Below are 24,939 nucleotides of genomic sequence, written 5' to 3'. Positions count from 1 at the left end.
CATACTTTTCAATAAGCTTCTTCCCTCGCGATGATTACGATGTTAGTCAATACCATTCACTCCTACGTTAAAAAAGCCACTCCGTTTAAACGGAATGGCTTCGTGATTAAGAAGGGTTTTCCTTCTTTTCTTTTGTTACAAGCACAAGAATCCAAGCAAGGAGTGCGGCAATGGCCATTGCTCCAAATGCCAGTTTCAAGCCTGTTAATGTACCTTCCGCATAGTCAACATGTGGTTGATTCGCTTGAAGACTCACAATCGTCGTTAAGACCGTTACCCCAAAAGCAGCCCCAAATTGTTTAATCGTATTCACGATCGCAGTCCCGTGTGCAAGTTCTGATTGTTCGAGCGCATTCATGGCGATCGCCGTTGCCGGTGTCATCGTTAAACCGATTCCACTCATAAAGAGAGAGAAACAAACAATTAAAATGAGAATGTTTGTTGATTCATCTACAAAGACAAATGCACCAAGTGTCAAAGTAAGTAGCGCATAGCCGCCTATATTAAGCAGCCTTGCACCATACAAATCAAACAAACGACCGGAGACAAACGCTGTAACAGCAAGCAAGAGGGTTCCTGGCAGTAAGATCATACCAGAGGAAAACGCACTTCTTCCTTGGACATCTTGTGCAAGTAAGGGCAGAAGCGTTTCTGTCGACAACAAGAGTACGGAAATGACGAAACTCAAGATGACGCCATACACGAACAGTGTTTTCCGGAATAAACGCATTTCAAGCATCGGAATCTTCAAACGCAGCTGTCTCCAAATGAGGACTGTAATAGCCATCAATCCTAAAACGAGTGGTCCAATGACTGTGATGTGTATGAAACCAACAATACTAATATTGCTTAAACCAAGGATGACACTAGAGAAACCAAAAGCGATAAACACTAGGGATACCAAGTCTAATTTCGCTTCTTTTTGTTCCGTAACATTTTGCATAAACACAATGCCCAAGGCAAAAATGACTAATGAAAGCGGCAAAACAAGCCAAAACAAAAAACGCCAATCCATGACGTCAACAATGTATCCAGCTATCGGAGGACCAATCGCTGGTGCTACATTTAAAACCAGTGCCATCAACCCCATTGCATAGCCTCTTTTTTCATAAGGATACACGAGTAAAAGAACCGTTTGAACGAGGGGGAGCATCATTCCGGCGCCAATGGCTTGAATGACTCGCGCTACGACCAGTAACGAAAATGATGGTGCAATCGCCGCAAGAAAAGTTCCGACTGCGAAACTAGCGAGAGCTGTAATGGTTAACGCTCTTGCCGTAAAACGGTTCATTAAATATCCCATCATCGGGATCATCACTGTTGTCGTTAACAAGAATGACGTTGTGAGCCACTGCACTTGAGTCGCATTTATCGTAAACTCGTTCATAATGGTCGGGAATGCGGTAATTAATAAAAATTGATTAAATAAGAACAAAAACGAAGCAGACAATACCGTAACGACCATCATTTTTTTCCGCATGGGAGATTGGTTTTTAATGCTCACCTTACATATGCCTCCTATACATAAACGATTTTTCTCTTTACACTGTATGAAACACCTTCTCCACTCTACGACCTTTTTGTTGAGAATGCAACAAAATAATGAAAGGAAATGTCTATGAATGATTTATTACGTGAAGTTGGCATCATCTCACGTTCCCTTGAGTCCCTTAGCAACATTGAGTTTAAAGAGTTTGGGCTTTCGAAAGGCCAATATTTATACGTTGTTCGCATTTGTGAACATCCTGGCATCATCCAAGATCAACTAGCCGACCTTGTAAAAACAGACAGGACAACGGCTCACAGGTCGGTTGCTAAACTCGTTGAACAAGGATTTGTAGAAAAACGAAACGACGAGTCCAATAAGAAAATTAAACGTCTTTTTCCACTTCAACGAGCAATCGACATTTATCCAATCCTTTTACGAGAAGAGAAACACTCAAATACGCAAGCATTAACTGGATTGTCAGCTGAAGAAGCCGCTCAATTTTACCAACTTCTGCAAAAAGTACGTGCCAATGTAGAACAAGATTGGGAATGGGTAAAAAAAGGAAACAAGCGAGACTATTAAAAGGGGAGCCAAATGCGGCTTCCCTCTTTTTATGATATGCCTTTCACGTAACCCGCCAACCTTTTCCGAAATAAGACAGCTACAGCGACAATCGCCACCACACTAAACAAAATCCATTCGAATTCAGCCGTCACGAGTCCTTCCATTAATAAAAACAACGCGATTAAATAGAGCGCATTTCCAATAAATGTCGCACTAAAAAACGAACGAAAGCGAATTCCACTACTTCCTGAAGCTAAATTGATTAAGCTCGTTGGCATAACTGGTATTAGACGGCTCGTCAACACAACCCAGAAACCACGACTTTCTAATCGCAGCATCCATTTTTTACTGACTTTCTTCTCGACAATTGTATGTAGCCAGAAGCGGTACAAATAAAAAGCAATTGTACTCCCAAGTATACTTGTTACCAAACTCCAAGCGTAGCCCGTCCAGAAATCAAATAATAAATAATTAAAAAAGAGAATAAGTGCAAGAGGAATGACGGTCACCACCGCCTGAACAGCCATAAATAGAAAAGAAATAAACAATAAAGATGGAAGCGAACCATCCAGCAACTGGGCACTCGCATCGTCAGCGCGCAATTGAATTAGCAAGTCTGACTGTAAGACATACACAATCGCGACGACAACAAGGAAAACTGTCACTAGTTTTAAAATCATGATTGGCCTCCTTTTGCAAATCGATTCTTTATTAACATATCACTCTAGCAGAAGAAGCACCAGTTTGAACGCTATTCATTTTTCAATTAAAGGGAAACAAACCATTTAAGTCGAAAGAACGTCTAGTAAGGAGGGCTTTAAATGAGTAAAGCATTGATGTCAGACCATATTTTACAGCTTGAAAAAGAACTAATGACTTATACATACGACGCTTTAAACGAACACCTTGCTGAAGATTTTATTGAATTTGGTAGTTCCGGTACCATTTATACAAAACAAGACCAGCTTGTTGCATGGCGTAAAAATGACTCTACCACCTCTCATTCTGTTTCAAACTTTGCGATTAACCCATTATCTGCTGAAATCATCTTAGCAACCTATGAAACGATACGAAATGATAGGCGCATTTCATTACGGAGCTCGATTTGGAAATTAAATGGTACGCGTTGGCAAATGATTTTTCATCAAGGAACAATTAAAGCCGTGTAACCAAGATAGAGTATGTCCTCCCCTCGCGTTGTGAATACTTAAAAAACCTCTGAACGAAACGTTTTTGAGGTTTTTCTCACGGTTAGAGATGAGCACATTACCCTCACCCTACTTTTACTAATTTTCCATGTACAACAAGTCGTCCGTCTTTCCCCGCCGTTGCCGGACCACAAGTCGATAACGTAATGATTTGGTCACCCGCTTCTACCTCAACTTCTGACTCAAACAACGAACGCTCTTTTGTTTCATCTAAAAAAGAGGCGAAGGCTTGATCCGACCCACATTATGAGAATGAATATCAATATCAATTGTTTCTTTTACAGGAAACGCAACTTTTTATCGCTAGCACATTGTGTCACAATCGTATTTATCCATATGAAACAAAAAAGAAGAGGCCTCTGCCTCTCCGATTTAAAAATCATAAGCGTCATCTTGTTCTTCTCGGATTTTTGCATACGTGGTGGCAAGCACATACGTATCTTCAACAAGACGCTCAATTCGAAACGAAACATCATTGTTGACGATCTGTTTCTGCGAAAAATCCTTTTCCTCTGCAAATACATACGACTGCACGATTTGCGCTTTCATATAACCAAGAATCGGTTTAAGCTGTTGTTCTGCAACTAAATAATGCTTTGCACTTCCTGCTGTCATGACAATTCCTGCGATTTTATCAGTGAATGCCTGAACAGGTAGCAAATCAAAAATGTTTTTTAACGCTCCAGGAATGGACGCTTGAAAGATAGGCGAACCAATGATAATCGCATCAGCATCCATCAACGCCTTTGCAACAAAACCAGTATCACCCTCGTATTCAAGATAATTGCGCCCATCACTAAATTGGATGTTGTAATCAGCCAAATCAATTAATTGGACATCGATTTCTGGATAGTTCTTTTCAAATGTACGCACCACTTCATTAATAGCCGTACGGGTTTTTGAACCAACGACCGAACCTGAGAGGGCAACAATATTCATCAAGACCCCTCCTTCGTATATTTGCGAATAGCGGGCAAAACCTCAGTTGCAATTAATTCGATGTTTTTTCGAATTTGCTCAAACGGCACTCCACCAAAATCAAGTTGGGCGATATATCGTTGATGCCCATACATCTCATGTTGATAAAGAATCTTTTCAATAATTTGTTGTGGACTTCCGACAGCCAATACATCCCGAACATCTTCCCCTTGTGCAAAAGCCCGCTTTGAAAAACCTTGACCATTCGTCAATTTAATCCCTTCATTTACATGTGGGTAATACGTTCGTTGCGCCTCTTGCGTCGTTTCTGCAGCAAAGAAAAGTCCTGCTGTCGCGATCGGGAAATCAACTGGGTCATGTCCACCTTCAGTTAATGCAGCACGATACGCATCAATCGAACGCTTAAAGACAGCAGTAGGTCCTGCCAAATGTGCAAGGAACATAGGCACCCCTGCATAACCAGCTTTAATGGCACTCGCCGGAGTACCTCCAACCGCACGCCAAATTGGGAGCTTTCCTTCTTTTGGTCGTGGTATCACCCGCGCATCATTCAGAGGTGCCCTGAATTCACCGCTCCAATTCACAACTTCTTCTTCATTAATTTTACGCAGCAGATCAAATTTCTCTTCAAACAATGCTTCATAATCGCGCAAGTTATACCCAAGCAAATCATACAAACCAACACGAGATGCTCGTCCAGCAATAATTTCAGCACGGCCACCAGAAATTAAATCGACTGTTGCAAAATCTTCATAGACCCGAACAGGATCAGACGTACTAATAATTGTAGAAGAGCTTCCAATCTTAATGTTTTTTGTCGCTTGAGCAATCGCCGCTAATACAACCGAATGCGCCTGTGTTGCAAAATAATCCTGATGACTTTCTCCCACACTAAAGAAATCTAAACCCGCTTGATCAGCAAGCTTTGCAAACTCAATAATTTCCTTTACACGTTGCTCGGCGGAGATATGTTCTCCAGTATGTGGATTAGGTAAATGATCACCTAATGTATATATGCCGAATTCCAGCCCATTGCTTTGATCTATTCGATTCATCACCTAAGGTTCACTCCTTTTATAAGCTTCAATCTCGATAGTTGTTTACACATCTATTTTGACGTATGATGAACTCATTTAAAAGTACGCACTTTTAGGATATATGGTATCTTCAGGATACTAAGGAGAGAAAACAAAATGAAAATTAACCCCAAACAATGCCGTGTTGATCAAGCTCTTAGCATACTCATAGGTAAATGGAAACCGCTTATTTTACTACACTTGCTCGCTAATGGAACAACAAGATTTGGCGCATTTCAGCGCGCTATTCCAGAAATTACACCTAAAGTATTAACGAAACAACTAAGAGAACTAGAAGAAGAAGAAATCATCGATCGAATTGTCTACTCAGAAATTCCTCCAAAAGTCGAATATTCAATTAGTGCATATGGAAAAACGCTCGAACCCGTGCTTACAGCAATGCACGAATGGGGTGAGTCCCACGCAGACCGAAAACAGTAAGTTATAAGAAGATCATGGGTGAATATAGAGAATATAGAGGCAGGCTCGTACATGAACTTGCCTCCATTTTTGCTTTCCTATTAGTGTATCTATTTCTCTCACAACTGAAGCTATTGTGTAACGAACCTGTGCCTCGAGCCAGACGTCGCGTCTCCGCTCTTTATCCGTAATCTCCACCTCACACTCATCAATCTCCGCACCTTGCACTCAAATCTCCGCACCTTGCACTCAAATCTCCACGCCCGTACTCCAATTCTCCGCTCTTTGTACTCAAATCTCCACGCTCCACAGCCAATTCTCCGCTCTTTGTACTCAAATCTCCACGCTCCACAGCCAATTCTCCGCACTTTGTACTCAAATCTCCACGCTCCAACGCCAATTCTCCGCTCTTCATCCGCAAATCTCCACCTCACACTCATCAATCTCCGCACCTTGCACTCAATCTCCACACCCGGACTCCAAATCTCCGCTCTTTGCTCTCAAATCTCCACGCTCCAACGCCAATTCTCCGCTCTTTATCCGTAATCTCCACCTCACACTCATCAATCTCCGCACCTTGCACTCAAATCTCCACGCCAGGACTCCAAATCTCCGCCCCTTGCACTCAATCTCCACGCCAGGACTCTAAATCTCCGCTCTTTGCACTCAATCTCCACGCCAGGACGCCGATTCTCCGCGCCACAGACTCAAATCTCAACACTCCGACTCCGAATCTCCGCTCTTTATCCGTAATCACCATACCACTCACAGTAACTCCGTCTTTGTCTTCCTATTTTTTACCTCTTATTTTCTGCTATACTTCCGAATGCTCCTTACTGATACGATCCATACTAATGCGTATGAGGAAAGGAGCGGATTTGTTTGACAAGCTTGTTATTATCATTCCTTTTGGCATTTTCCTTATTACCAAATGATGAAACGCTTGAGTTGATGCATGAAGGAGAAACCATTGTTTCCTTACATAGAGAAGAGTTTTTTGACCCTGTTCTTGGACAAACAACCATAGAACAAAACAAGCTAGAGGAGCTCATTGATAATGTGGAGAAACAAGTGTACAAAGCGCCAGTAAATGCGACGCTTGGTACGTATGGCGAAATTATAGAAGAGCAAATTGGCTATCGCTTAGACAGACAAATGTTTCAAGAACATTTTTATGATTACTTCTATAGCAACGAACAGCGTGTCGTAGATGTCCCTCTTTTAAAACAGTTCCCTAAAGTCGATACAGATTTGTTGCAGTCAATTCGAGCTGAACAAGTTGGTGCTTATGCGACGTACTTTAATACGGGCAACAAACAGCGAGTGAACAATATTGAACTCGCTTCAGCAGCCATTAATAACCGGGTTATCTTTCCAGGTGAACGCTTTTCTTTTAATGAAGTCGTGGGTATGCGTACAGCAGAACGTGGCTATATGGCAGCACCGATCATCGTCCGAGGAGAGCTATCTGAAGGAATCGGTGGTGGCATTTGCCAAGTTTCATCAACCTTATTTAATGCGATTGATAAAGCGGCATTAACAATCAATGAACGGTACACCCACTCTAAAAGAGTAACCTATGTTCCACCAGGAAGGGATGCGACTGTTAGCTGGTACGGTCCAGACTTTGTTTTCACAAACAACCATAACCAACCAATTTTAATTATCGCAAAAGCATACACTGGCACACTTGTTGTCAAAGTTTTCTCATCTGAAAAAATTGACTATGAACCACGTAAAGTTCCAAGTGCCCCAAATCGTTTACCAAAAGAAGTGCGTGGAAGCAATTGAAAAAAGCACTCACAATTGAGTGCTTTAGCTTGTCAACAGCTTGCGGTATTCACCGTTGATTTAATTATGCTTCTAACCGCTTAACATGTTCATAGCCTATCTCAATTGACGTCTCAATGTATCCAAGCATTTGATCAAAGGTTAATATCTTTAATTTCTCCTCTATTACTTGTTGATCGTAGTTCATATCTTCAATGACAGCAGGGATAAATGCTTCTACATCCTTAGATGTAACCTCCTCTAAATCGATTATTCCCGAAATCTGATCGAATGTGTTTTTCAACTCCTTTTTTAAGCCATAATGTTCAAGTAACTTGCCATTTAGTAAAGAAAAATCACGATAATATAAAGGTCCAGTTTCTTTTTGTTTTTCCATGCGGTTTTTTAACCATGGCAAATAAAATCCTTTTAGCCAAATATCATCGGCAATTAAATGAATGAAGTACCCTAAAATATACGCATCTTTTGCTTTCCTGTGATACTTGGCTAAGAAACCTTTATAGTTAATACTCCTTGAATAATCTCGATGTTCACCTATAAAAAAATGAGATTCATCTTTAGAAGAACCAGCGTCTGGAGCCATTCCTCCAATTAAAAAAGCCGCTTGCTCTTTTATAGACAACCGCTCTACTAGTTGTTGGGCGATGATGGCATGCATGATTCTTGACCCCATCCAATCAACCTTCCTAAACTAATTTTATTTTTCAGTCAACAGCCATTCTATCATGGATTCACACAAAAGAAGGTTACGATTATAAAATGAATGAAGTGATCCAGATAACATTAACATAACCATTGGTATTAGACATGGCTAATACCAATGGTTTAACTAAAGCTCCCTGTAACATACCCTATCTATACTGATCATGAGTTGGACTAAAGACCTCTTCGTTAGAGTTTCTAACAATTGAGAAGTGATCTACATTGTAACGACCGTGGAGGGTGCTATTATGATGATGAATGATTTGTTCTGGTTCTAACACATCATTTCCTCTCGTACTGTGACCGTCAGCAATTAACGTGACATCCATGCTATGAATCGTGGCAGTGCGAACCGCACTATCGATACAATGCTGTGTTTCACACCCCATAATAACAACATGTCCAATGTGATGATGAGTCACATATTCTAGGAGACCAGTATTGTAAAAGGCATTTGTAGCCGATTTATTAAATATCCTTGCTTTATCAAGCTGGGTGATTTCGTTATGTATTTGAAAACCATCCCCTTCTCCTCCAGCAACATCTAAATCCTTCACAAAAACAATCTCTATATTCTCTCTTTCAGCCTTATGAATCACTTTATTAATAGAGATTATTAAATCCTCTTTTTTATAAATGGCTTGTTCAGCTATGGTCCCGTCGATTAATTCTTGTTGTGCATCAATAATTAATAACAGCTGCTGCAAACGTACATCCCCTTTCTAATACCAAAAACTTATTCGGTTTAAACTATGTTTCAATCGTTAATTATTTGTTTACCTTAACAAATCTATGTTCGCTACTAGTTGCTCTGTTGTTATAATTTCTGCAAATTCTTTATTTAATGTAGCTAACGATAAAGCATGCACTGTATCTGCATCATAATAAACATTATTTTGATCTTTCAATCCAAAGGCGGCCACCGCATCCGATACAACATACGTTTTAAAACCAAGATTACTACTCATTCTTACAGTAGTTGATACACAATGTGGCGTTGTTAAACCAGTTGTTACAACCGATGTAATTCCATGTTGTACTAATAACGATTCTAAGTCTGTCTGAATAAAGCTACTGTTCACTTTCTTTTCAATAATCATGTCGTCATTTCTTTGGTCGATCATCTCTTTCACTTCATACCCTTTGTGACCATGAAAAAACAGAGAAGAAGGATGATCTGATTTATGTTTCACTATAAATACTTTCCAATTCTTCTCTCGCCAGACTCTTAGAATGGTATTCATATTCTTCTCTGCATTAGGATTATTTCTTTCACCCCATTTCTTATCATTAAATGCGTTTTGAACATCAATCACTAATAATGCTTTAGCCCCACTGTCCTTCTCACGTACGGGAACGAACCCTTTTTCAGGCCGCTTTACGAGCTCCCCACCACAATTTGGACATATTCGAGACATTGAGTTCGTACATTCTTTGCAAAAAGTACATTCGTGAGAGCAAATATACGCGTGCCCATTTAGTGCTATGCTGCATTTCTCACATGCTTTTTTCATTAATAAACCCATAACATACCTCCTAACATCAACTTACTTTAATAATAAAATGAATGGCTTTATCAAAAAATTAGTTTTGTTAGGAATATAGATGTAAATGCTTTAAAATGAGTTAAAAAACGAGATGTTTAATTAAAATGATAAGGTGTGATCGTATTTGGACGAAATCAATCGAAAGATCTTAACCATTCTTCAACAAGATGGGCGCATCTCAATGACTGATTTAAGTAAAAAAATATCATTATCTGTCCCAGCGGTAACTGAAAGAGTTAAGAAATTAGAAGAACAAAACATTATTGAAGGCTATACAACAAAAGTTAACGCAAACAAACTCAACAAAACGGTAAAAGCGTTTATTCTTGTGAAGACACATAAATGTAAATTATTTAGCGAGTTCTGTAAAGAAAACACAATGGTAATTGAATGTCACCGGCTAACGGGAGAGTATAGTTACTTAGTAAAAATTATCACAGAATCTAACGAATTACTGGAAAACTTCATTGACCAAACAATGGAATACGGGGAACCGTACACAATGATGAATCTTTCTTCACCTGTACTTAATAAGCCTATTTAAACAATTTAGTTGTGAAGAACACCAAACATAATTTTCATCTAATTTTTTAGGAACGAGTAGATATATGTGTCCTTGTACTTACCGTTATGAAACATATATTCTTTTAACAAACCCTCTTTTTCAAAACCTAGTTTCTCTAAAAGGTTATTAGAAGCATCGTTTTCTACAAATACAACAGCTCCAACACGGTGAAGTTTCATCTCTGTAAAACTGTATTGAATCACTCTTTTGATCGCTTCTGAACCGAGGCCATTATTCCAATAACTTGGTAATAGTTCATATCCAATTTCCGCTCTACGATGATTAGGAGACCATAAATGAAAGCCTACTGTGCCCATAAGGTCTTCAGAGGCTTTTAATTCAATTCCCCACCTAATCCCTTTTCGATTCGTATAGATGTTGTTAAAGTGATTGATTAAGTCATTAGCTTGTTCTTCATTTTCAAAAGGAGATTGCCCATAATACCTCAATACGTTTTCATTAGAAAAGAGAGTATATATACTCTCCCTATCTCGCTCATGTATCTGTCTAAGGTTTAAACGATCTGTTTCTAGTACAGGAAACACATAATCACCTCCATAAAACATGAATCCATCTTAATAAACGAAACGGCCACGTTCGTACCTATGCAACTCAAAAAGCCTTACTCTAAGCATCTTTATTACGTTTGAGTAAGTGAATAATTTCATCATTTTGCTCATTCGTTTTACTTAATTTCCGCTCAATAGCAAATAACGTGGACATTAACAATCCAAAAGCAAGAACGACAAATAGAAACAACAAAATCACCAAACCTTTTCTTTCAATATTTACATATAGACAAATAATAACATGATAAACCATTAAAAATAATCTGTCTCTTTAGCCCTTTTCGAGCATCATTCCTTTTATTACCTTACATAACTTCTGTTCTTTTAGCTATTTCCCTTTGCCAAATCCAAATGACGCAAACGTTTTCTCTTTATACCATTTTTTCATTAAATGAATATGCGCCTGATGGTAGCGATTATGATCAGCGATATGCCATAACCCCCATCGAATTGTTGCTTCCTTACCTTCATAAGAAACCCCTTTTGACAAGTCTTCATCCGATAGTCGGACACACGTTTCCTTCAATTCCGTCATAACTAAGTCGTATTGATCAAGCAACGTATGAATAGGGGTTTGGCAATCGACTGAAGGCAGCTTGCCATTCTCTTCTGAGGGCCCGTAGATCTGTTCAAGATCATCAGGAATAGCACTTCCTCTAATCCGATAATTCCAAGCCAAATCCGTATAGGCAAGGTGTTTAATTAACTGTGCAATGCTGTTTTCAGTTCCCTCAAGCCCTTTAAAATGGAACTCATCTTTAGCTATTCCTTCTACTCCCTTCATAAACCGTAAATAGTTCTCTTCTACCATTGCATAAAACAATGCCACGTTTGGAGCCATGTCATACTGTGTTTTAAAATCGATCAATTCTCCACCACTTTCTACTAATCTTCATCTGCATCAAACAACCCTTTTTCTACTAATGATGCGTTAAACAGAGGACCGCTTTTGACTCACCCCCCCCATCCGGGCAGGCAGCTCTTTTTTCATTTTTGTGCTATTCACTAGGCTGCGACCAGACCATTTACACCTAGCATACACTTCATTTATATGAAAAATCTTTTTAAGCGCTTTCCTAATTAAGGAAGCGCTTCTTTTTTTCATTTAATGCATCTTTAATTCATAATGAAGAAACTGTTCATCCTTCTCGTAACCATTTCGCTCGTATAGCGTCTGGGCAGCTTTGTTATCAATTGCTGTACTTAAGCTCAAGCTTTTCGCTCCATCCCGAGCGGCATAGTCCTTGGCTGCTTGGAGCAGATTTTCGCCGACTCCTTTTTTCCGGTGCGCTGGTTCAACATACAAATCATTTAAAATAAGTGCCTTGCCCATACCAATAGATGAAAACGTTGGATACAGTTGAACGAAACCAACACAGGCCTTGTCTTCACACGCAAAAAAGATGACAGAGTCTTGCCGAGAAAGCCTTGTTTGGATGTACTTATTTGCTCCTGTTAAATCACTTGGCTGTTTATAAAATTGCCGATACGCATCAAACAGAGGTGCAATTTCCTCCGCATTTAGTATTGTTGCTTGCTTAATCTCCATTTTAGTCCCCCTCATTTGAAGAATTTAACGTAGCTTTGCGATCGCATATTCGACGACATCGTTTCTGCCACCAACCAATGAACGTTTGCTTATGCCCTTGATTCAATGCCCGCCCATTTATGAGCCTCGGTTCTAAACGTGGTGCCTTTTCTTCAAATCGTTTTGTGCCGGTGCCTTTACCTGCATTCGCTTGTAGAAAACGGAACAAACAAAGATCACTTCACGCGTTACTCCTTTAACGTAATTACTCGTTTATTATATCAGATAATTACGAATCGATCATTTCTTATATTCACACGATTAATCATCCTCTACCTATCAATCGGAGATGCATAGTAACGGAAAGGTACTATGTAAGTCCATACGGTCTAAAGCGTCGGTCCCAAAGAACGACGCTTCCAATCAAACAAAACGAACATCATATTCTTTGACTAGTGCTTGTATGTGGCGTTCAAACGCCTTCCCCTTTTCTGTTTTACTATAAGGGGTACCATTAACAAGCGGCTGTTTGCTGTATACTTTCCCTTTTCTAATCCGATCCCCTGGTCCACTCTCTATCACGATTCGATGGGGTTCAAAAAGTAGAATTTGAATCAGCCTTCGGACCTCTTTATTTGGAGAGTGTATCATCTGCGCCGTCACTTCTGCATCCATTAAAAAAGAAAAACCATCCCTTGTTTCCTGCCAATGAAGATCAACAGCTTGCGCTAATAAGAAGTCAACGGCTCGAAGCAAAGGTGAGTGAATGAGACGGTTGTTTGCCTCAATGATTTCTAACAGCTGTGTAGCAGTTGCTTCATCCGATTCAATTCCAGCGTGCGAACACGTTAGCTTGTCTACTATTTCTTTTGGATGTACTCGAAGCGTTCCTGCCATGTATGTATCACGTAAAAAACTATCCAAATGATCTAAGCCAAGCACTTGGCTCGTACCTGTCAAAGCCGTTTCTTTATTTAAGACCGTACATACTTCACTGGCAGATAACTTAGCCGTCTGTAAAACTGCATCCACTTCGTCACTATTTATGTACGTATTTGTTAGCAGGTGATGATCGTAGCCAAGCGTTCGTTCAACTGCGTGTGAAAAGGGCAGATGCCCAATATCATGCAAGATTGCGGCTGCCCGAAGAAGATCATCTTGCGGGAAGAAACGAACAACCAATTTCCACACACCAATCGTATGTTCATAACGTGAATGTGTCACTGATGAAACAAAGGAACCTGCTCCAAAATGTGCAAGATGTTTTAGTCGTTTTACATAGCTTGTTTGAAATAACTGTCTTTCCCATTCAAGTGGTATAACTTCTTCGTAAAGCGGTTCATGAAGATGAATCATAGTCCTCTTTTCTACTTTAGATTTTTGTCACTCCGCGAGGGCAGCATTAAGAAACATATAAAAATATTGACTGTTCCTATAGGGTGCGTTAGTATAAATTATTCTTTAATCGGAGGAACTGTAGATGAGCGAAATCATAACGTTTCTTATATTATCATTATTTGTCGTACTCGTACCTGGAGTTGACTTTGCTTTAATAACACGAAGAACCATTGCTCACGGGAAATTAGATGGGTTAAAAATGGTTTTGGGGTTAACAACGGGTGCACTATTGCATACATTAACAGCTGCCGTTGGATTATCGATGATCTTGATGCAGTCCGCTCTCGCTTTTGAAATTATTCGATATCTTGGTGCGCTCTATTTAATTTATCTTGGTTTATCTTCCTTCATTAAAAAGAAAAAAACGACAAAAAAAGACTTAACAAATCCAACTGAAGTAATGAATAAAGAAAAGAACGGTTCAGCTTACAAACAAGGACTAATATCAAACATCTTAAACCCTAAAGTTGCCTTGTTTTTTCTAACCTTTCTTCCACAATTCGTTATGCCGGGCTACCATGCAAGCCTTCAATTTATTATTATGGGAACCATTTATGCCTTATTTACAATTAGTTGGTACACAACCCTTGTTTATCTCTTGGCATACGTTCGAAAATGGTTGTTATCACCACGAGTTCAAGGAACGATTGATAAAATTACAGGGCTGGCATTATTAGCGTTTGGACTAAACATCTTATTCAATAATCCTTCAGAATCGAAATAATATGCTTTAGCTTGTCGACAAATCCTCGTAAAAACGAGACCCTTGACAAGCTTTTTTAACGTTAGAATGGACAGACGACCTTTTATAATTTACGTTTCATTTAAATTTTTATAGACAAGAGCTGTTGTAACAAACAAGAAAAAAGCCATTATCCCCAAAATAGTTATGGCGAAAAGGCTAACCTGACTATTAAAAATATTGAACGTAATAAGAGTAATAATTACAATCAGTATGGCATTAATTAAGCCATACTGCAAAATCGTTGAAAGTGATGTTTCTTTCATACGTATCACCCTTTCTTTATCGTTAAAACTGGAGGTTTTGATAAAGTGAGAAGGTTAGAATTAAAGTTGATAGACAACCAGCATACATTAAAGTAAATCCTTTTCTTCCAATGCCCTCTTTATCTTTTCTTTTTATCATTTCTAGGGATAGTGCACTCCATATAGCCATAGACAGCATAGTTAAGATTAGTTCTGTGGACAAACGACACACCTCCTTTATTTACATTTTTTTCTTAATAGTAACATACTGCTGTGTAAAATACGTGAACGGCTGAAAAAGGCAGCTCATTTCCTTATAAAATTCCAAAAAATCAATGGATCAAAAAACACCAGATTCTTCAATAATCTCTTCACTTGATAACAATGTTGCCTCGAAAATCGTCTTATTTGTTTTTTCCATAAAGGCTTGCACCACTTTATAACCAACTGCATAACCCGCGCCAAACGAAAGTCCTACCGGTTTGTATCCTTCCTTTCTTGCGATCTCATCGCCAAACATATAACTGCTTACTTCCGCAAAACCTCTTACGTCAAGCGCTTCAGCAATGACAGCAATCGAGTAATCCAAATCATCCGCATCCATAGTCGTGACCCATGGTCCCATTTGTTTTTCGCCAAACAGTTCCTTTGCATACGATTCAGCCAATCCCTCAATCACCAAGTAGTCGCCGACTGTGACATTCCCGTGATTCCATTCCATATAGGAAAAACGCAAATTATGATGAAACTCATGGGCAATGAGCGCCGGTATCTTCGGCAAATTATAAGAGGTTGGATAAACCATTAATTGGATGAAGCCTGGTATGCCCCCAAATCCCACATACCCCTTTTGCAATGAAAGTTTTTCTCGATCAGCGATAAAAAGCCCCAGCTTCACTTCCTCTGCCTGAACCACTAATCCATGTTTCATAGCTTGTTTCATATTTGTCTTTAATGCCATTGCGGCTATTTCTAGCGTCTGATTCTGTTTTAATGTTGCAAGAGACTGTTTTATCGTTTTTGAATCTGTAACATCAGCGAACCCTAACATTTTGCTAGCAATTAATACGTCATAGCCACTTTCTTGCTTGGCTTTGAGCGGTACATGAATCGCTTCCCACATCTCTTCAAATGGTTTCATCATCGTGTAGCGGAAGTATTCTGCTCGCTTTTCTACATTCTTTATTGCTAGTAATTCTTCATATTGCCTAAACGTATCAACAACCTCATATTTCATTTCTCTCACTCCTTTTTGTCCTTAATTGACACAATAGTGGTTTACGTAACGTAAAGGTCAATCCCCTTCTCTTAATTTGTTTTGAAAACATTTGCAATCTCTCTTGCACAAATAGGCGATCCATCGTATCATTAATTGATAATGATTATCACTTATGTAAGAAAAGGAGGTCCACATGCTAAAACGATTCATGCAATATTACATACCTTATAAGCGTTTATTTGCCTTAACTCTCATTTGCGGCATACTTGCAGCGCTACTTGAGCTCGCATTTCCTTTGGCCGTTAATCTCGTTGTTGACGAATTATTGCCAATGGGAGAATGGCAAACGATTGCGTGGGGTGGAATCGGCCTGTTAGTTCTGTATTTCATGAACGGCGGCTTCCATTATGTTGTTACCTACTGGGGCCATAAGCTTGGCATTAATATTGAAACCGATATGAGAAAGCAGCTCTATGAGCACCTGCAGAAACAATCGGTTCAATTTTATGATGATACGAAAACGGGACACCTTATCTCTCGTCTAACAAATGATTTAATGGACATTGGTGAAGTTGCCCACCACGGACCGGAAGAACTCGCTATTTCGTTAATGACGCTCACAGGCGCATTTGCGATAATGTTGTCCTTGAACTGGCAACTCGCATTGCTAACATTTGTGCTCGTACCGTTTATCTTGTTGTTAACGGTTTATTTTGGGAAAAAGATGGCAAGTGCGATGTCGTATATGTTCGGAGCCATTGCTAATTTCAATGCGCGAGTTGAGAACGGCGTTACAGGAATCCGTGTCACAAAAGCATTTGCGAATGAAGATTTTGAGCTTGAGCGCTTCGCAAAAGAAAACAAAGAATTTCGCGTAACAAAGTTAAAATCTTATAAAATTATGGCGGCTCACATCACAGTCAGCCAAATTATGATGAAATTCTTGCTTTTGTTTGTCCTTGTCGCCGGAACATGGTTTGTGATAAACGGTCAGCTAACGTACGGCGAGTTTATCGCCTTCGTCCTATTTGCTAACATTATGATTGGACCGATTCAAAAACTAAATGCTGTCATTGAAATGTATCCAAAAGGCATTGCTGGATTTAAACGTTTTCTTGATGTACTTGATCAAGAGCCTGAACAAAAAGAAAAAGACAATCCCATTGAAGCAACTAATTTGCGCGGTGAGATTGTTTATGACAATGTATCGTTTGCCTACAAAGGAAGCAAAACCGTATTAAACGAAGCTAGTTTCTCTATTAAACCAGGAGAAACAATTGCCTTTGTTGGTCCATCTGGTGCAGGAAAAACAACCATTGCAAGTCTCCTCCCCCGCTTTTATGATGTGACTTCTGGAGGAATTAAGATTGACGGAACGGATATTAGGGAATACACATTAGCATCACTGCGTAACCAAATTGGCATCGTCCAGCAAGATGTGTTTTTATTTGATGGAACAATCCGTGAAAACATAGCTTATGGAAGACTCGATGCTTCAGATGAAGACATTCAAGATGCTGCAAAAAAAGCGCAAATGGAAGACTTTATCCGCTTATTACCAGATGGAATGGACACATTGATCGGTGAACGTGGTGTGAAATTGTCTGGTGGTCAAAAGCAGCGCCTCTCCATTGCCCGGATGTTTTTGAAAAACCCACCAATTCTTGTGTTGGATGAAGCAACTTCAGCACTTGATACACAAACCGAAGCGGCGATCCAAGAAGCGTTATCACGTCTGTCTAAAGGAAGAACCACGATTGTGATTGCCCACCGCTTGGCGACAATCCAAGATGCGGACCGAATCTTGGTCTTAACAGAAAATGGGGTTGAAGAAGAAGGCCCTCATGACGAGCTCCTCGCTCAAGGTGGGTTATATAGTCGGATGCACTCACGTCAGTTTGGTCTTCAATATGCATAACAATCAGTAGTAGGAAGGATGATGAAAGATGTTATCAGAAAAAATGGTTACCGCATTAAATCGTCAAATGAACATTGAATTCCAAGCAGCACATGATTATATGGCGATGGCGGCATATTGCCACCATACGAGCTACAATGGATTTGCTGACTTTTTCCTTATGCAAGCAGAAGAAGAACGCGTTCACGGCATGAAAGTATACGAATACTTAAACGACAAAGGCAAACAAGCTGTATTCGAAGCGATTAAAGCACCAGAAGCAAAATTTGGCTCCCTCGTCGAAACGTTTGAAGCGGCACTCGCTCAAGAACGCGAAGTGACAAAAAGCTATTACGACGTTTACGGGATTGCCCAAGAAGAACGCGAGTACCAAACACTCTCTTTCTTAAACTGGTTTCTCGACGAACAAGTAGAAGAAGAAGCAACGTTTGAAACACATATTGATTATTTAACACGGATCAAAGATGACTCAAATGCCCTCTATATTTATGAACAGGAACTCGGTAAGAGAAAAGAAGGTTAGTCGAAAGCTGACATAGAGTGTTAGCTATTGTCCCCCTTCTGATAGACAAGAAAAATTAAGAACATGGTACGATGTTTCTTAACAGTCTATCTAGAAGGGGGCTTTTCTATGGCTTGTAATAAATAGACCATACATACCAGAGCCTAGTATCAAACAATGAAAAACGCGCAAACCACCTCTAGAATTGAGAGACCAAGCAGCTTTAACCTCATGCTGCTTATGAATGATTGAAAGTCATTTTTTCATTGGCTTATTTTACTTCCCCAAACGGAAACTCCAGTCTCGGATACAGCCGTAAACACCATAACGCTTTCCCCTGTCGCTTCATCCCATTGTTCAAGAAAAACACCATTGTATACATCTCCATTAATTTCAAGTTCAGCTAGGTGATCGCCAGTTCGTTTCCACTTTCCTTCTACCGCTCCAGTAATCTTTTGATCCGGTTCTAAAGAAATCTCAATTGATTCGTTCATTTCAGCTGATATTTGTTTTCCGTGGTTAATAAATCGATAATTTCCGCTAACATCCTGGTCCGAAACATTCCCAGTCTTTTCCCCTGTATAACGGTGGGGTGCAATAACTGGCCAGCCTTCGCTATTCATGAACATCTGATGTACTCGAACCTGATGAAATTCTCCTCTATCAGGAAAGCGTGTATGGAAAAATAGCTGATATTTGCCGCTCTCCTCATCGTAGTAAACGGAATTATGACCTGGAGAAACATAGCCTGCCGGATAGCTGTCCTCATCAAGCTCTGTTTGAAATAAGAAATTCCCCATTTGTTTTACCCCATACGGCTCAATCGAAGCATCATCGAACAAAGGCAAATCAGGGTTTGATTTCACCTGATCCATCTCATTGCCTTCAGCATCAACGTAAGGTCCTTCTGGCGATTTTGAGCGCGCCACACGCATATTGTAACCGCCCACGGCATCGAGCCCACCAAACGTCACATGCAAATAATAGTAATCAGTCTCTGGGCTATACAAAATATAAGGAGCTTCAATGCGGCTATGATTCCCCCCCATCAAATGCTTGCCATACCCTTGCCCTGGAAAAGGCTTTCCGGTTTCGGGATTCATTTCCATAATAAAGATGCCACCAGAATAGGAGCCATACACCATCCAAAGAAGACCGTCTTTGTCAAAAAAAACATGTGGATCGACTACGTTTGGATGGATCTGTGCATCGTAAATTGTGCCATCCTCACTCTCTTCTCCCCACATACCAGATTTCAGAAAAATACCAAGATCACGGTAAGGACCCTCAATATCGTCAGCAACTGCTACGCCCATAACTGAACGTGGCGAGTCTCCCTTGCAAGCATTGTAATACATATAATAGTTGCCATCCTCCAATTGAATGACATCAGCCGCCCAAAGCGTATCCGTTTCCGCCCATTCAAATGCTTCGGCTAGCTCTTCATACACATTTGGAATCAACGGGTTGTCATCACTAACTTGGGTTGAGACTTGTTCCCAATGCATCAAATCATCAGATTTGGCTGACGCAAGATGAGACCCGAAAATGTAATAGGTTTCTCCATCTTTAACAACCGATGGATCATGGACAGAGACGTCGCCAAAACTCACTTCCTGCTCTACGCCATCACTACCATTTGCCCAACCACCAGCTAAAACAAACCCTACTGTCAATACAAGACAAAGTGAACCCAGTCCCCACCACACCTTATTCCTTGTTGTAAACATGGTATCATTTCCCCTTTCCTCTTGCCCTTAATATTCAATACATTCACTCAACCTAAATCATTTTTGTTTTGATTTCCTTAATTGTACGTACTTATCTTCACCAAGAATAAGCCTTTGTTAAGATTTAGATAAAAATGAATCAAGCAGCCTTGCTTTTCTATCTAAAACGTTAATGTTAATATTAAGAAATCAAACATCCATGCTACACATTGCATAACGATTCATACTAGGATATCGGAGGAACATCATGCAATTAGACACTACCACCAAATCACTACCTGTTTACGAAGCACTTGCCAGCAAAGTTAGGCTTTCAATTATTCAACAATTAAGCGTCCGTGCTATGAATGTCCGAGAACTTGCAGAGGCTGTCGGTTTAAGCAGCGCGATTATGACTATGCATATTAAGAAACTCGAAAAATCTAAAATCATCCGCACAGAAATGGTACCTGGAAAAGCAGGCACTCAAAAGCTGTGCATGCTTGATGTGGAACAAATCAATATCTTGTTCCCCCCGAAAACAGAGAATCCGATCAAATATCATGAAACTGTGTTATCAGTTGGCCATTATACTGATTTTGAAGTGGAGCCAACTTGTGGAATTGCCACACCTGAGCATATTATTGGCGAGTTCGATGAACCACGCTTTTTCCTTGATTCAGATCGCGTGAATGCAAAGATTCTATGGTTTAGTAAAGGATTCATTGAATACAAGATCCCAAACTTCTTAATGAAAAATGAGATGCCAAAAACGCTGGAAATTTCTATGGAACTATCTTCTGAAGCTCCCTTTACGAACAATAATTGGCCTTCGGATATTACATTCCATTTGAACCAAATCGAGCTTGGGACTTGGACGAGCCCTGGCGATTACGGTGACAGCCCGGGAAAATTCACGCCGAATTGGTGGCCGAATGTTGTAAACCAATACGGGTTGCTTAAGTTTCTGCGCATTACTGAAGAAGGCACTTTTATGAACGGAGTAAAGCTGTCGTCAATGACGATTACAGACGTTGATATCCGTTCGAAACAATGGGTTTTCCGTATTTCTGTTCCAGAGCACGCAAAAAATGTTGGCGGCGTAACGATATTTGGTTCCAACTTCGGCAATTACAACCAGGATATTCTTTTTCGTTTGTTTCACTCCACAGACCAAATCTAAAACAGCATCAGCAAAAGAGAGGCCTATTTCTCGTTTTTTGCTGTTCTGTTCTAGACCGACTTTCCATCAGCGACAGGCACGCCGAATTTCGGCCATCCGTTTTGCCAATCGAGCAGTTGGGCTCTGGCGTGGCGATTTGGATCATCAAGTGGATCTCCTTTAATTTCTTTATATGGTCGCGCATGATAAATTAACACGTCAGAACTACCGTCCTCTGATACAGTAAAGCTGTTATGTCCAGGTCCATACTGTCTCGTCTCTTCATTTGTTGCAAATACGGGGGACTCTCTTTTATTCCAGCTTCTAGCATCAAGCAAATTAGCATTCTCGTTTGCGTATAAAAGCCCCATACAATAACGGTGGTCAGTGGCGCTAGCAGAGTATGCAATAAAAACACGCCCATGGCGGATAATAACAGCTGGTCCTTCATTGACAAGATATCCTTCTGTTTCCCAGGAATGTTCTGGTTTTGTAAGCATCACTTGCTGACTTTCGAGCGTCCATGGATTTTTCATTTTTGCAATGTACAAATTTGTGTTCCCAGCTATATCTGGATCTTTTTGGGCCCAGACTAAATAACGGATGCCACGATGAGCAAATGTAGTGGCATCTAAAGCAAATGAATCCCACTTCGTTTCAATGCGTCCCTTTTCCGTCCAGCTACCTTCAAGCGGGTTATCCGCATCTGTTTCAAGCACAAACATCCGATTTCGCGCTTCCGCTGTTTCCGCTGCTGCAAAATAGATGTACCATTTCCCACCAATAAAATGAAGTTCTGGTGCCCAAATGAACTTGCTCATCGGACCCTCTTCATGCTTATGCCAAATGTCCTTCGCTTCTCCATTGCATAACCCGTTGATTGTTTTTGCACGCCTTAGTTCAATTCTGTCATATTCCGGAACTGATCCAGTGAAGTAGTAGTAGCCGTCTGTATGCTTGTAGACCCAAGGATCAGCCCGTTGTTCCACAATTGGATTTTTATATAGCGAATTCATTTCTCTTTCACTCCTTTTCATTAATTAACCTTTTATCCCCGTAATAGCAACGGATTCAATAATTTGCCGCTGAAAGATGACGAAAACAATAATCATCGGCAACATGGCTACAACCGATGCCGCCATATTAAGAGAAAATCATTTTGAATGGCGTAATACGCATTAAAATTAGCAATCATTAGCTGAATCGGCATTTTATGTTGAGAGAAAACATAAATGAGAGGTCCCAAATAATCATTCCACACACCCATAAACCATAAGATAACTTGGGCAGCAATAGCAGGTTTGATAATTGGCAAAATAATGCGCCAATACGTTCCAAACATACTACTTCCATCAATGGTTGCTGCTTCAATCAATGCGTCGGAAACGCCATTCAAATATTGCCGTAAAAAAGAAAAGCATAAACACATTCCCAAGCATAGCCGGCACAATAAGGGGCAACAATGTATCAATCCAACCAATTTGTGAGAACACAAGGAACTGTGGAATCATAATCACGGGGAATGGAATCATCATCGTCGCAAGCAACGCTAAAAAGATGCCTTGTTTAAACCGGAATTTCATTTTCTCAAACACAAATGCTGCTAGGCTTGTAAGAACCAAACACAATAACAGGCGCAGCTATCGTCAAGCTGTTAATAAAGCCAAGATGGATAAGAGACAAACAAGTAATACATATCTTGTTGACGGTTGAATAGAATAAACGCTCCTTCCACAGCCCCTTCCTTCGATTCAAATTCCCGACAAGCGATACATTTCCCACAACCATAAGATTTTAACTTACCTGACTTTTGGTCAATCTCGCTCATATAGATCCCATCAAAGAAAGATCCATAGACCAGATAAGGAATACTCTCCTTGCTCAAAGCAATATGAGGATCAATTGCATTGTTAACGCTTTCATATGAGGTCTTAAAAACCTCTCCTTCATCCTTCCATTCCCCTTTAAGCGATGTACATAGCCCGCCCATACTCATACACGGAATAATGAGGAGATGACATAGGTTTCATAGATTTCCCTCCTTAACATTAATAATAAATACATTAATAAGTTAACATTTATTATATGTATTGATTAATTAGCTGTCAAATTATATTTAAATTTTTCTAATAAATTTATATATATTGATTTATAAAGGATTTTTCATTTATAACAATTAGAAAATCCCGCTAAATAATGATTGAACTTATTAATTAGTCATCTTATAACATTGATAATATTTTTGTTTATCATTAATATTTATATTTTAATGATATTTAAAAACTGTTAAATCATTTTCATATGAAAGAGGATGTCAACAATCGATCCAACTGTTGGAGGGGCTGAAAAATTACTTAACGGGCTTGGTTGGATGATGGTATTTGCGTACATCAACCTGCTTTGGATTGCATTCACGTTCATGGGACTAATCATTTTTGGTATCTCGCCAGTACCACAGCGCTTTATGCGATTGTTCGAAAATGGTTTCAAGGAGATCGTGACTTAAAAATCCTCCCTACTTTTTGGCAAATATACAAAGGGGATTTTTTAAAAGCAAATCTCCTTGGTCTCATAATCGTCGTAATAGGCGCAATTCTTCTTATATCGATTTCTACTTACTTGTTGCCATACAGCACTGGTTTAGCACTGTTCTACTCATGCTAATCGTAGTGTTTATTGCACTCTATCTCGTCATACTTGTCCACATCATTCCAGTCTTTGTACACTATGAAGCAAGTATTTGGAGTCACCTAAAAATCGCCTTGTCTGTTGGTGTTTCTCACTTAGGCAGAACGGCCTTATTACTTTTCGGCTCTCTAATCATCTTTTACTTGCTTCTATCTTATCCAGGTACCATACCCTTTTTCTCTGTCAGCGCCCTTGCTGCCTACACGCACTTGGTTTCATTAAACATGTACGAAAAAATCTCCCAGAGACACAACACCCCTGTCGAAGAATAACGAAACAGAGGTATTGATTAAAGCAACTTTATCCGTCGCGGCTTGAATTTGCACAGTTTCCTCTGTCTTGAACAGGACTAGAACAAATCAAATGACCTCCCCCCGATTGCATTTCGAGAAAAGGCCATCACATCATACTCTTTTATAATGTCTAATTAACAGGGTTATGGACAAGGGTATTCAGACTCTCCACTTATAAAGACGGCACTATTTTTAGAATGGTACAATTAACCCTCTACTTATAACGGAGGTGATGAATTGTATATCTTGTCACTTTTCTTTTTATTTGCTGGTATCGCTTCTTGGGTGCCTTATCTTCTATTTGATGTTCAAGCACCTGTTGGCATGTTATCTATTCCATTTGGTTTTATCGGATTGATCCTTGCGGCCAAAGCACAGAAACGGTTTTTGTGTTGGTGCCGTGCCACCTTTTCCTCATCTTTAGTTTCATTCCCGTCATCATCTATATTTACTTATCAAAAGGATATTTGCCGATGTAGCAAGCGTATTGTCAAAACCCTTCCAATCCTTTATTATTTGGGATTGCATGAAGTCCCACTTGCAGGAGGGTTAATATGTTCTTTCTAATCATTATATGTATCTTATTAATCATTTGTTTATCATACATTAGTGAACTTAAGAAACAAAATCGGAAAATAATGAAGCAAAACGAGGTTCTACTTAAT

The 24,939-nt window shown here is 39.8% G+C and carries 33 protein-coding genes and 1 pseudogene; 11 read left to right on the top strand and 23 right to left on the bottom strand.

What is annotated here, in order from left to right; all coding sequences use genetic code 11:
• Positions 1–106: 106 nt before the first annotated feature.
• Complete coding sequence (locus tag BK584_RS21255; protein ID WP_078394442.1) at positions 107–1,504, bottom strand: DHA2 family efflux MFS transporter permease subunit; 1,398 nt, start codon at positions 1,502–1,504, stop codon at positions 107–109.
• Positions 1,505–1,618: 114 nt separating this feature from the next.
• Between BK584_RS21255 and BK584_RS21250 the strand changes: the two genes are divergently transcribed.
• Positions 1,619–2,071 (top strand): MarR family winged helix-turn-helix transcriptional regulator, encoded by a 453-nt coding sequence (locus BK584_RS21250; RefSeq protein WP_078394441.1) that lies wholly within the window; start codon positions 1,619–1,621, stop codon positions 2,069–2,071.
• 29 nt (positions 2,072–2,100) lie between these two features.
• Here BK584_RS21250 and BK584_RS21245 read toward each other — a convergent pair whose 3' ends face one another.
• A complete protein-coding gene (locus BK584_RS21245; RefSeq protein ID WP_078394440.1) occupies positions 2,101–2,733 on the bottom strand; it encodes a TVP38/TMEM64 family protein in 633 nt (210 codons plus the stop codon).
• Positions 2,734–2,874: 141 nt separating this feature from the next.
• Here BK584_RS21245 and BK584_RS21240 point away from each other — a divergent pair, with 141 nt between their 5' ends.
• Positions 2,875–3,222: a nuclear transport factor 2 family protein gene (locus BK584_RS21240; RefSeq protein WP_078394439.1), complete on the top strand. Its 348-nt coding sequence runs from the start codon at positions 2,875–2,877 to the stop codon at positions 3,220–3,222.
• A 103-nt stretch (positions 3,223–3,325) separates the two neighbouring features.
• Here BK584_RS21240 and BK584_RS21235 read toward each other — a convergent pair whose 3' ends face one another.
• The 3 genes from BK584_RS21235 to BK584_RS21225 all read right to left on the bottom strand — a co-directional run bounded on the left by BK584_RS21235 (position 3,326) and on the right by BK584_RS21225 (position 5,255).
• The gene (locus BK584_RS21235) at positions 3,326–3,451 is read right to left on the bottom strand and encodes a sortase family protein (RefSeq protein ID WP_078394438.1); all 126 of its coding nucleotides are present in this window, start codon (positions 3,449–3,451) and stop codon (positions 3,326–3,328) included.
• A 182-nt stretch (positions 3,452–3,633) separates the two neighbouring features.
• On the bottom strand, positions 3,634–4,200 hold the full coding sequence (locus tag BK584_RS21230; protein ID WP_078394437.1) for an NADPH-dependent FMN reductase: 567 nt from the start codon (positions 4,198–4,200) through the stop codon (positions 3,634–3,636).
• Positions 4,200–5,255: an LLM class flavin-dependent oxidoreductase gene (locus BK584_RS21225; protein ID WP_078395797.1), complete on the bottom strand. Its 1,056-nt coding sequence runs from the start codon at positions 5,253–5,255 to the stop codon at positions 4,200–4,202. Before BK584_RS21225 ends, BK584_RS21230 begins: the two co-directional genes overlap by 1 nt.
• Before the next feature lie 138 nt (positions 5,256–5,393).
• Here BK584_RS21225 and BK584_RS21220 point away from each other — a divergent pair, with 138 nt between their 5' ends.
• Positions 5,394–5,717, top strand: a complete 324-nt coding sequence (locus BK584_RS21220; protein WP_078394436.1) for a winged helix-turn-helix transcriptional regulator — start codon at positions 5,394–5,396, stop codon at positions 5,715–5,717.
• A gap of 187 nt (positions 5,718–5,904) precedes the next feature.
• Here BK584_RS21220 and BK584_RS21215 read toward each other — a convergent pair whose 3' ends face one another.
• Positions 5,905–6,111: a hypothetical protein gene (locus BK584_RS21215; RefSeq protein ID WP_078394435.1), complete on the bottom strand. Its 207-nt coding sequence runs from the start codon at positions 6,109–6,111 to the stop codon at positions 5,905–5,907.
• Between the two features lie 467 nt (positions 6,112–6,578).
• Between BK584_RS21215 and BK584_RS21210 the strand changes: the two genes are divergently transcribed.
• Complete coding sequence (locus tag BK584_RS21210; protein ID WP_245808933.1) at positions 6,579–7,487, top strand: VanW family protein; 909 nt, start codon at positions 6,579–6,581, stop codon at positions 7,485–7,487.
• Positions 7,488–7,551: 64 nt separating this feature from the next.
• Here BK584_RS21210 and BK584_RS21205 read toward each other — a convergent pair whose 3' ends face one another.
• The 3 genes from BK584_RS21205 to BK584_RS21195 all read right to left on the bottom strand — a co-directional run bounded on the left by BK584_RS21205 (position 7,552) and on the right by BK584_RS21195 (position 9,703).
• On the bottom strand, positions 7,552–8,160 hold the full coding sequence (locus tag BK584_RS21205; RefSeq protein WP_078394434.1) for a zinc dependent phospholipase C family protein: 609 nt from the start codon (positions 8,158–8,160) through the stop codon (positions 7,552–7,554).
• 178 nt (positions 8,161–8,338) lie between these two features.
• Entirely contained in the window at positions 8,339–8,896 is a 558-nt protein-coding gene (locus BK584_RS21200; protein WP_078394433.1) for an isochorismatase family protein, read from the bottom strand.
• Positions 8,897–8,965: 69 nt separating this feature from the next.
• Entirely contained in the window at positions 8,966–9,703 is a 738-nt protein-coding gene (locus BK584_RS21195; protein ID WP_437182780.1) for an isochorismatase family protein, read from the bottom strand.
• Positions 9,704–9,860: 157 nt separating this feature from the next.
• On the opposite strand from BK584_RS21195, the gene BK584_RS21190 reads away from it, so the two are divergent.
• Entirely contained in the window at positions 9,861–10,280 is a 420-nt protein-coding gene (locus tag BK584_RS21190) for an Lrp/AsnC family transcriptional regulator (protein WP_078394431.1), read from the top strand.
• Positions 10,281–10,318: 38 nt separating this feature from the next.
• On the opposite strand, the gene BK584_RS21185 is transcribed toward BK584_RS21190, so the two are convergent.
• From BK584_RS21185 to BK584_RS21160, 6 genes are all read right to left on the bottom strand, one after another.
• Entirely contained in the window at positions 10,319–10,846 is a 528-nt protein-coding gene (locus BK584_RS21185) for a GNAT family N-acetyltransferase (protein WP_078394430.1), read from the bottom strand.
• An 82-nt stretch (positions 10,847–10,928) separates the two neighbouring features.
• A complete protein-coding gene (locus BK584_RS21180; protein ID WP_078394429.1) occupies positions 10,929–11,123 on the bottom strand; it encodes a hypothetical protein in 195 nt (64 codons plus the stop codon).
• Positions 11,124–11,198: 75 nt separating this feature from the next.
• Positions 11,199–11,738, bottom strand: coding sequence for a DinB family protein (locus BK584_RS21175; RefSeq protein WP_245808932.1), 540 nt, complete (start codon positions 11,736–11,738; stop codon positions 11,199–11,201).
• Positions 11,739–11,975: 237 nt separating this feature from the next.
• Positions 11,976–12,419: a GNAT family N-acetyltransferase gene (locus tag BK584_RS21170; protein ID WP_078394428.1), complete on the bottom strand. Its 444-nt coding sequence runs from the start codon at positions 12,417–12,419 to the stop codon at positions 11,976–11,978.
• Between the two features lies 1 nt (position 12,420).
• Entirely contained in the window at positions 12,421–12,627 is a 207-nt protein-coding gene (locus BK584_RS21165; protein WP_078394427.1) for a hypothetical protein, read from the bottom strand.
• A 194-nt stretch (positions 12,628–12,821) separates the two neighbouring features.
• Complete coding sequence (locus tag BK584_RS21160; protein WP_078394426.1) at positions 12,822–13,754, bottom strand: HD domain-containing protein; 933 nt, start codon at positions 13,752–13,754, stop codon at positions 12,822–12,824.
• A gap of 124 nt (positions 13,755–13,878) precedes the next feature.
• On the opposite strand from BK584_RS21160, the gene BK584_RS21155 reads away from it, so the two are divergent.
• Positions 13,879–14,520: a LysE family translocator gene (locus tag BK584_RS21155; RefSeq protein WP_078394425.1), complete on the top strand. Its 642-nt coding sequence runs from the start codon at positions 13,879–13,881 to the stop codon at positions 14,518–14,520.
• 89 nt (positions 14,521–14,609) lie between these two features.
• Here BK584_RS21155 and BK584_RS24805 read toward each other — a convergent pair whose 3' ends face one another.
• From BK584_RS24805 to BK584_RS21140, 3 genes are all read right to left on the bottom strand, one after another.
• On the bottom strand, positions 14,610–14,804 hold the full coding sequence (locus BK584_RS24805) for a hypothetical protein (protein WP_078394424.1): 195 nt from the start codon (positions 14,802–14,804) through the stop codon (positions 14,610–14,612).
• Between the two features lie 22 nt (positions 14,805–14,826).
• A complete protein-coding gene (locus tag BK584_RS21145) occupies positions 14,827–15,015 on the bottom strand; it encodes a hypothetical protein (protein ID WP_245808931.1) in 189 nt (62 codons plus the stop codon).
• A 108-nt stretch (positions 15,016–15,123) separates the two neighbouring features.
• On the bottom strand, positions 15,124–16,020 hold the full coding sequence (locus BK584_RS21140) for a DUF2268 domain-containing putative Zn-dependent protease (protein WP_078394422.1): 897 nt from the start codon (positions 16,018–16,020) through the stop codon (positions 15,124–15,126).
• Between the two features lie 175 nt (positions 16,021–16,195).
• Between BK584_RS21140 and BK584_RS21135 the strand changes: the two genes are divergently transcribed.
• Positions 16,196–17,920, top strand: a complete 1,725-nt coding sequence (locus BK584_RS21135; protein WP_078394421.1) for an ABC transporter ATP-binding protein — start codon at positions 16,196–16,198, stop codon at positions 17,918–17,920.
• Between the two features lie 28 nt (positions 17,921–17,948).
• Complete coding sequence (locus tag BK584_RS21130) at positions 17,949–18,443, top strand: ferritin (RefSeq protein WP_078394420.1); 495 nt, start codon at positions 17,949–17,951, stop codon at positions 18,441–18,443.
• Between the two features lie 242 nt (positions 18,444–18,685).
• Here the strand turns inward: BK584_RS21130 and abnB are convergent, their stop codons facing one another.
• The gene (abnB, locus tag BK584_RS21125; RefSeq protein ID WP_078394419.1) at positions 18,686–20,152 is read right to left on the bottom strand and encodes an arabinan endo-1,5-alpha-L-arabinosidase AbnB; all 1,467 of its coding nucleotides are present in this window, start codon (positions 20,150–20,152) and stop codon (positions 18,686–18,688) included.
• A 247-nt stretch (positions 20,153–20,399) separates the two neighbouring features.
• On the opposite strand from abnB, the gene BK584_RS21120 reads away from it, so the two are divergent.
• Positions 20,400–21,314 carry an ArsR/SmtB family transcription factor gene (locus BK584_RS21120; protein WP_078394418.1) on the top strand — a complete coding sequence of 305 codons (915 nt, stop codon included), beginning with the start codon at positions 20,400–20,402 and terminating at the stop codon, positions 21,312–21,314.
• Between the two features lie 50 nt (positions 21,315–21,364).
• Here the strand turns inward: BK584_RS21120 and BK584_RS21115 are convergent, their stop codons facing one another.
• The 4 genes from BK584_RS21115 to BK584_RS21105 all read right to left on the bottom strand — a co-directional run bounded on the left by BK584_RS21115 (position 21,365) and on the right by BK584_RS21105 (position 23,283).
• Positions 21,365–22,309, bottom strand: a complete 945-nt coding sequence (locus BK584_RS21115; RefSeq protein ID WP_078394417.1) for a glycoside hydrolase family 43 protein — start codon at positions 22,307–22,309, stop codon at positions 21,365–21,367.
• A 107-nt stretch (positions 22,310–22,416) separates the two neighbouring features.
• A complete protein-coding gene (locus BK584_RS25735) occupies positions 22,417–22,668 on the bottom strand; it encodes an ABC transporter permease subunit (RefSeq protein WP_245808930.1) in 252 nt (83 codons plus the stop codon).
• Positions 22,661–22,876, bottom strand: coding sequence for an ABC transporter permease family protein (locus BK584_RS25730; RefSeq protein WP_245808929.1), 216 nt, complete (start codon positions 22,874–22,876; stop codon positions 22,661–22,663). The genes BK584_RS25735 and BK584_RS25730 overlap by 8 nt, the downstream gene beginning before the upstream one ends.
• Before the next feature lie 71 nt (positions 22,877–22,947).
• The gene (locus BK584_RS21105; RefSeq protein WP_169871441.1) at positions 22,948–23,283 is read right to left on the bottom strand and encodes a family 43 glycosylhydrolase; all 336 of its coding nucleotides are present in this window, start codon (positions 23,281–23,283) and stop codon (positions 22,948–22,950) included.
• A gap of 321 nt (positions 23,284–23,604) precedes the next feature.
• On the opposite strand from BK584_RS21105, the pseudogene BK584_RS25785 reads away from it, so the two are divergent.
• A pseudogene (locus tag BK584_RS25785) lies at positions 23,605–23,957 on the top strand (YesL family protein).
• Between the two features lie 554 nt (positions 23,958–24,511).
• Complete coding sequence (locus BK584_RS21095) at positions 24,512–24,841, top strand: hypothetical protein (RefSeq protein WP_078394414.1); 330 nt, start codon at positions 24,512–24,514, stop codon at positions 24,839–24,841.
• The last annotated feature ends 98 nt before the right edge of the window (positions 24,842–24,939 follow it).

It is taken from the genome of Shouchella patagoniensis, assembly GCF_002019705.1.
Classification (GTDB): Bacteria; Bacillota; Bacilli; order Bacillales; family Bacillaceae_D; genus Shouchella; species Shouchella patagoniensis.
Note: the sequence above shows the minus strand (reverse complement) of the source record. Positions and strands in the feature narration are given on the sequence as shown.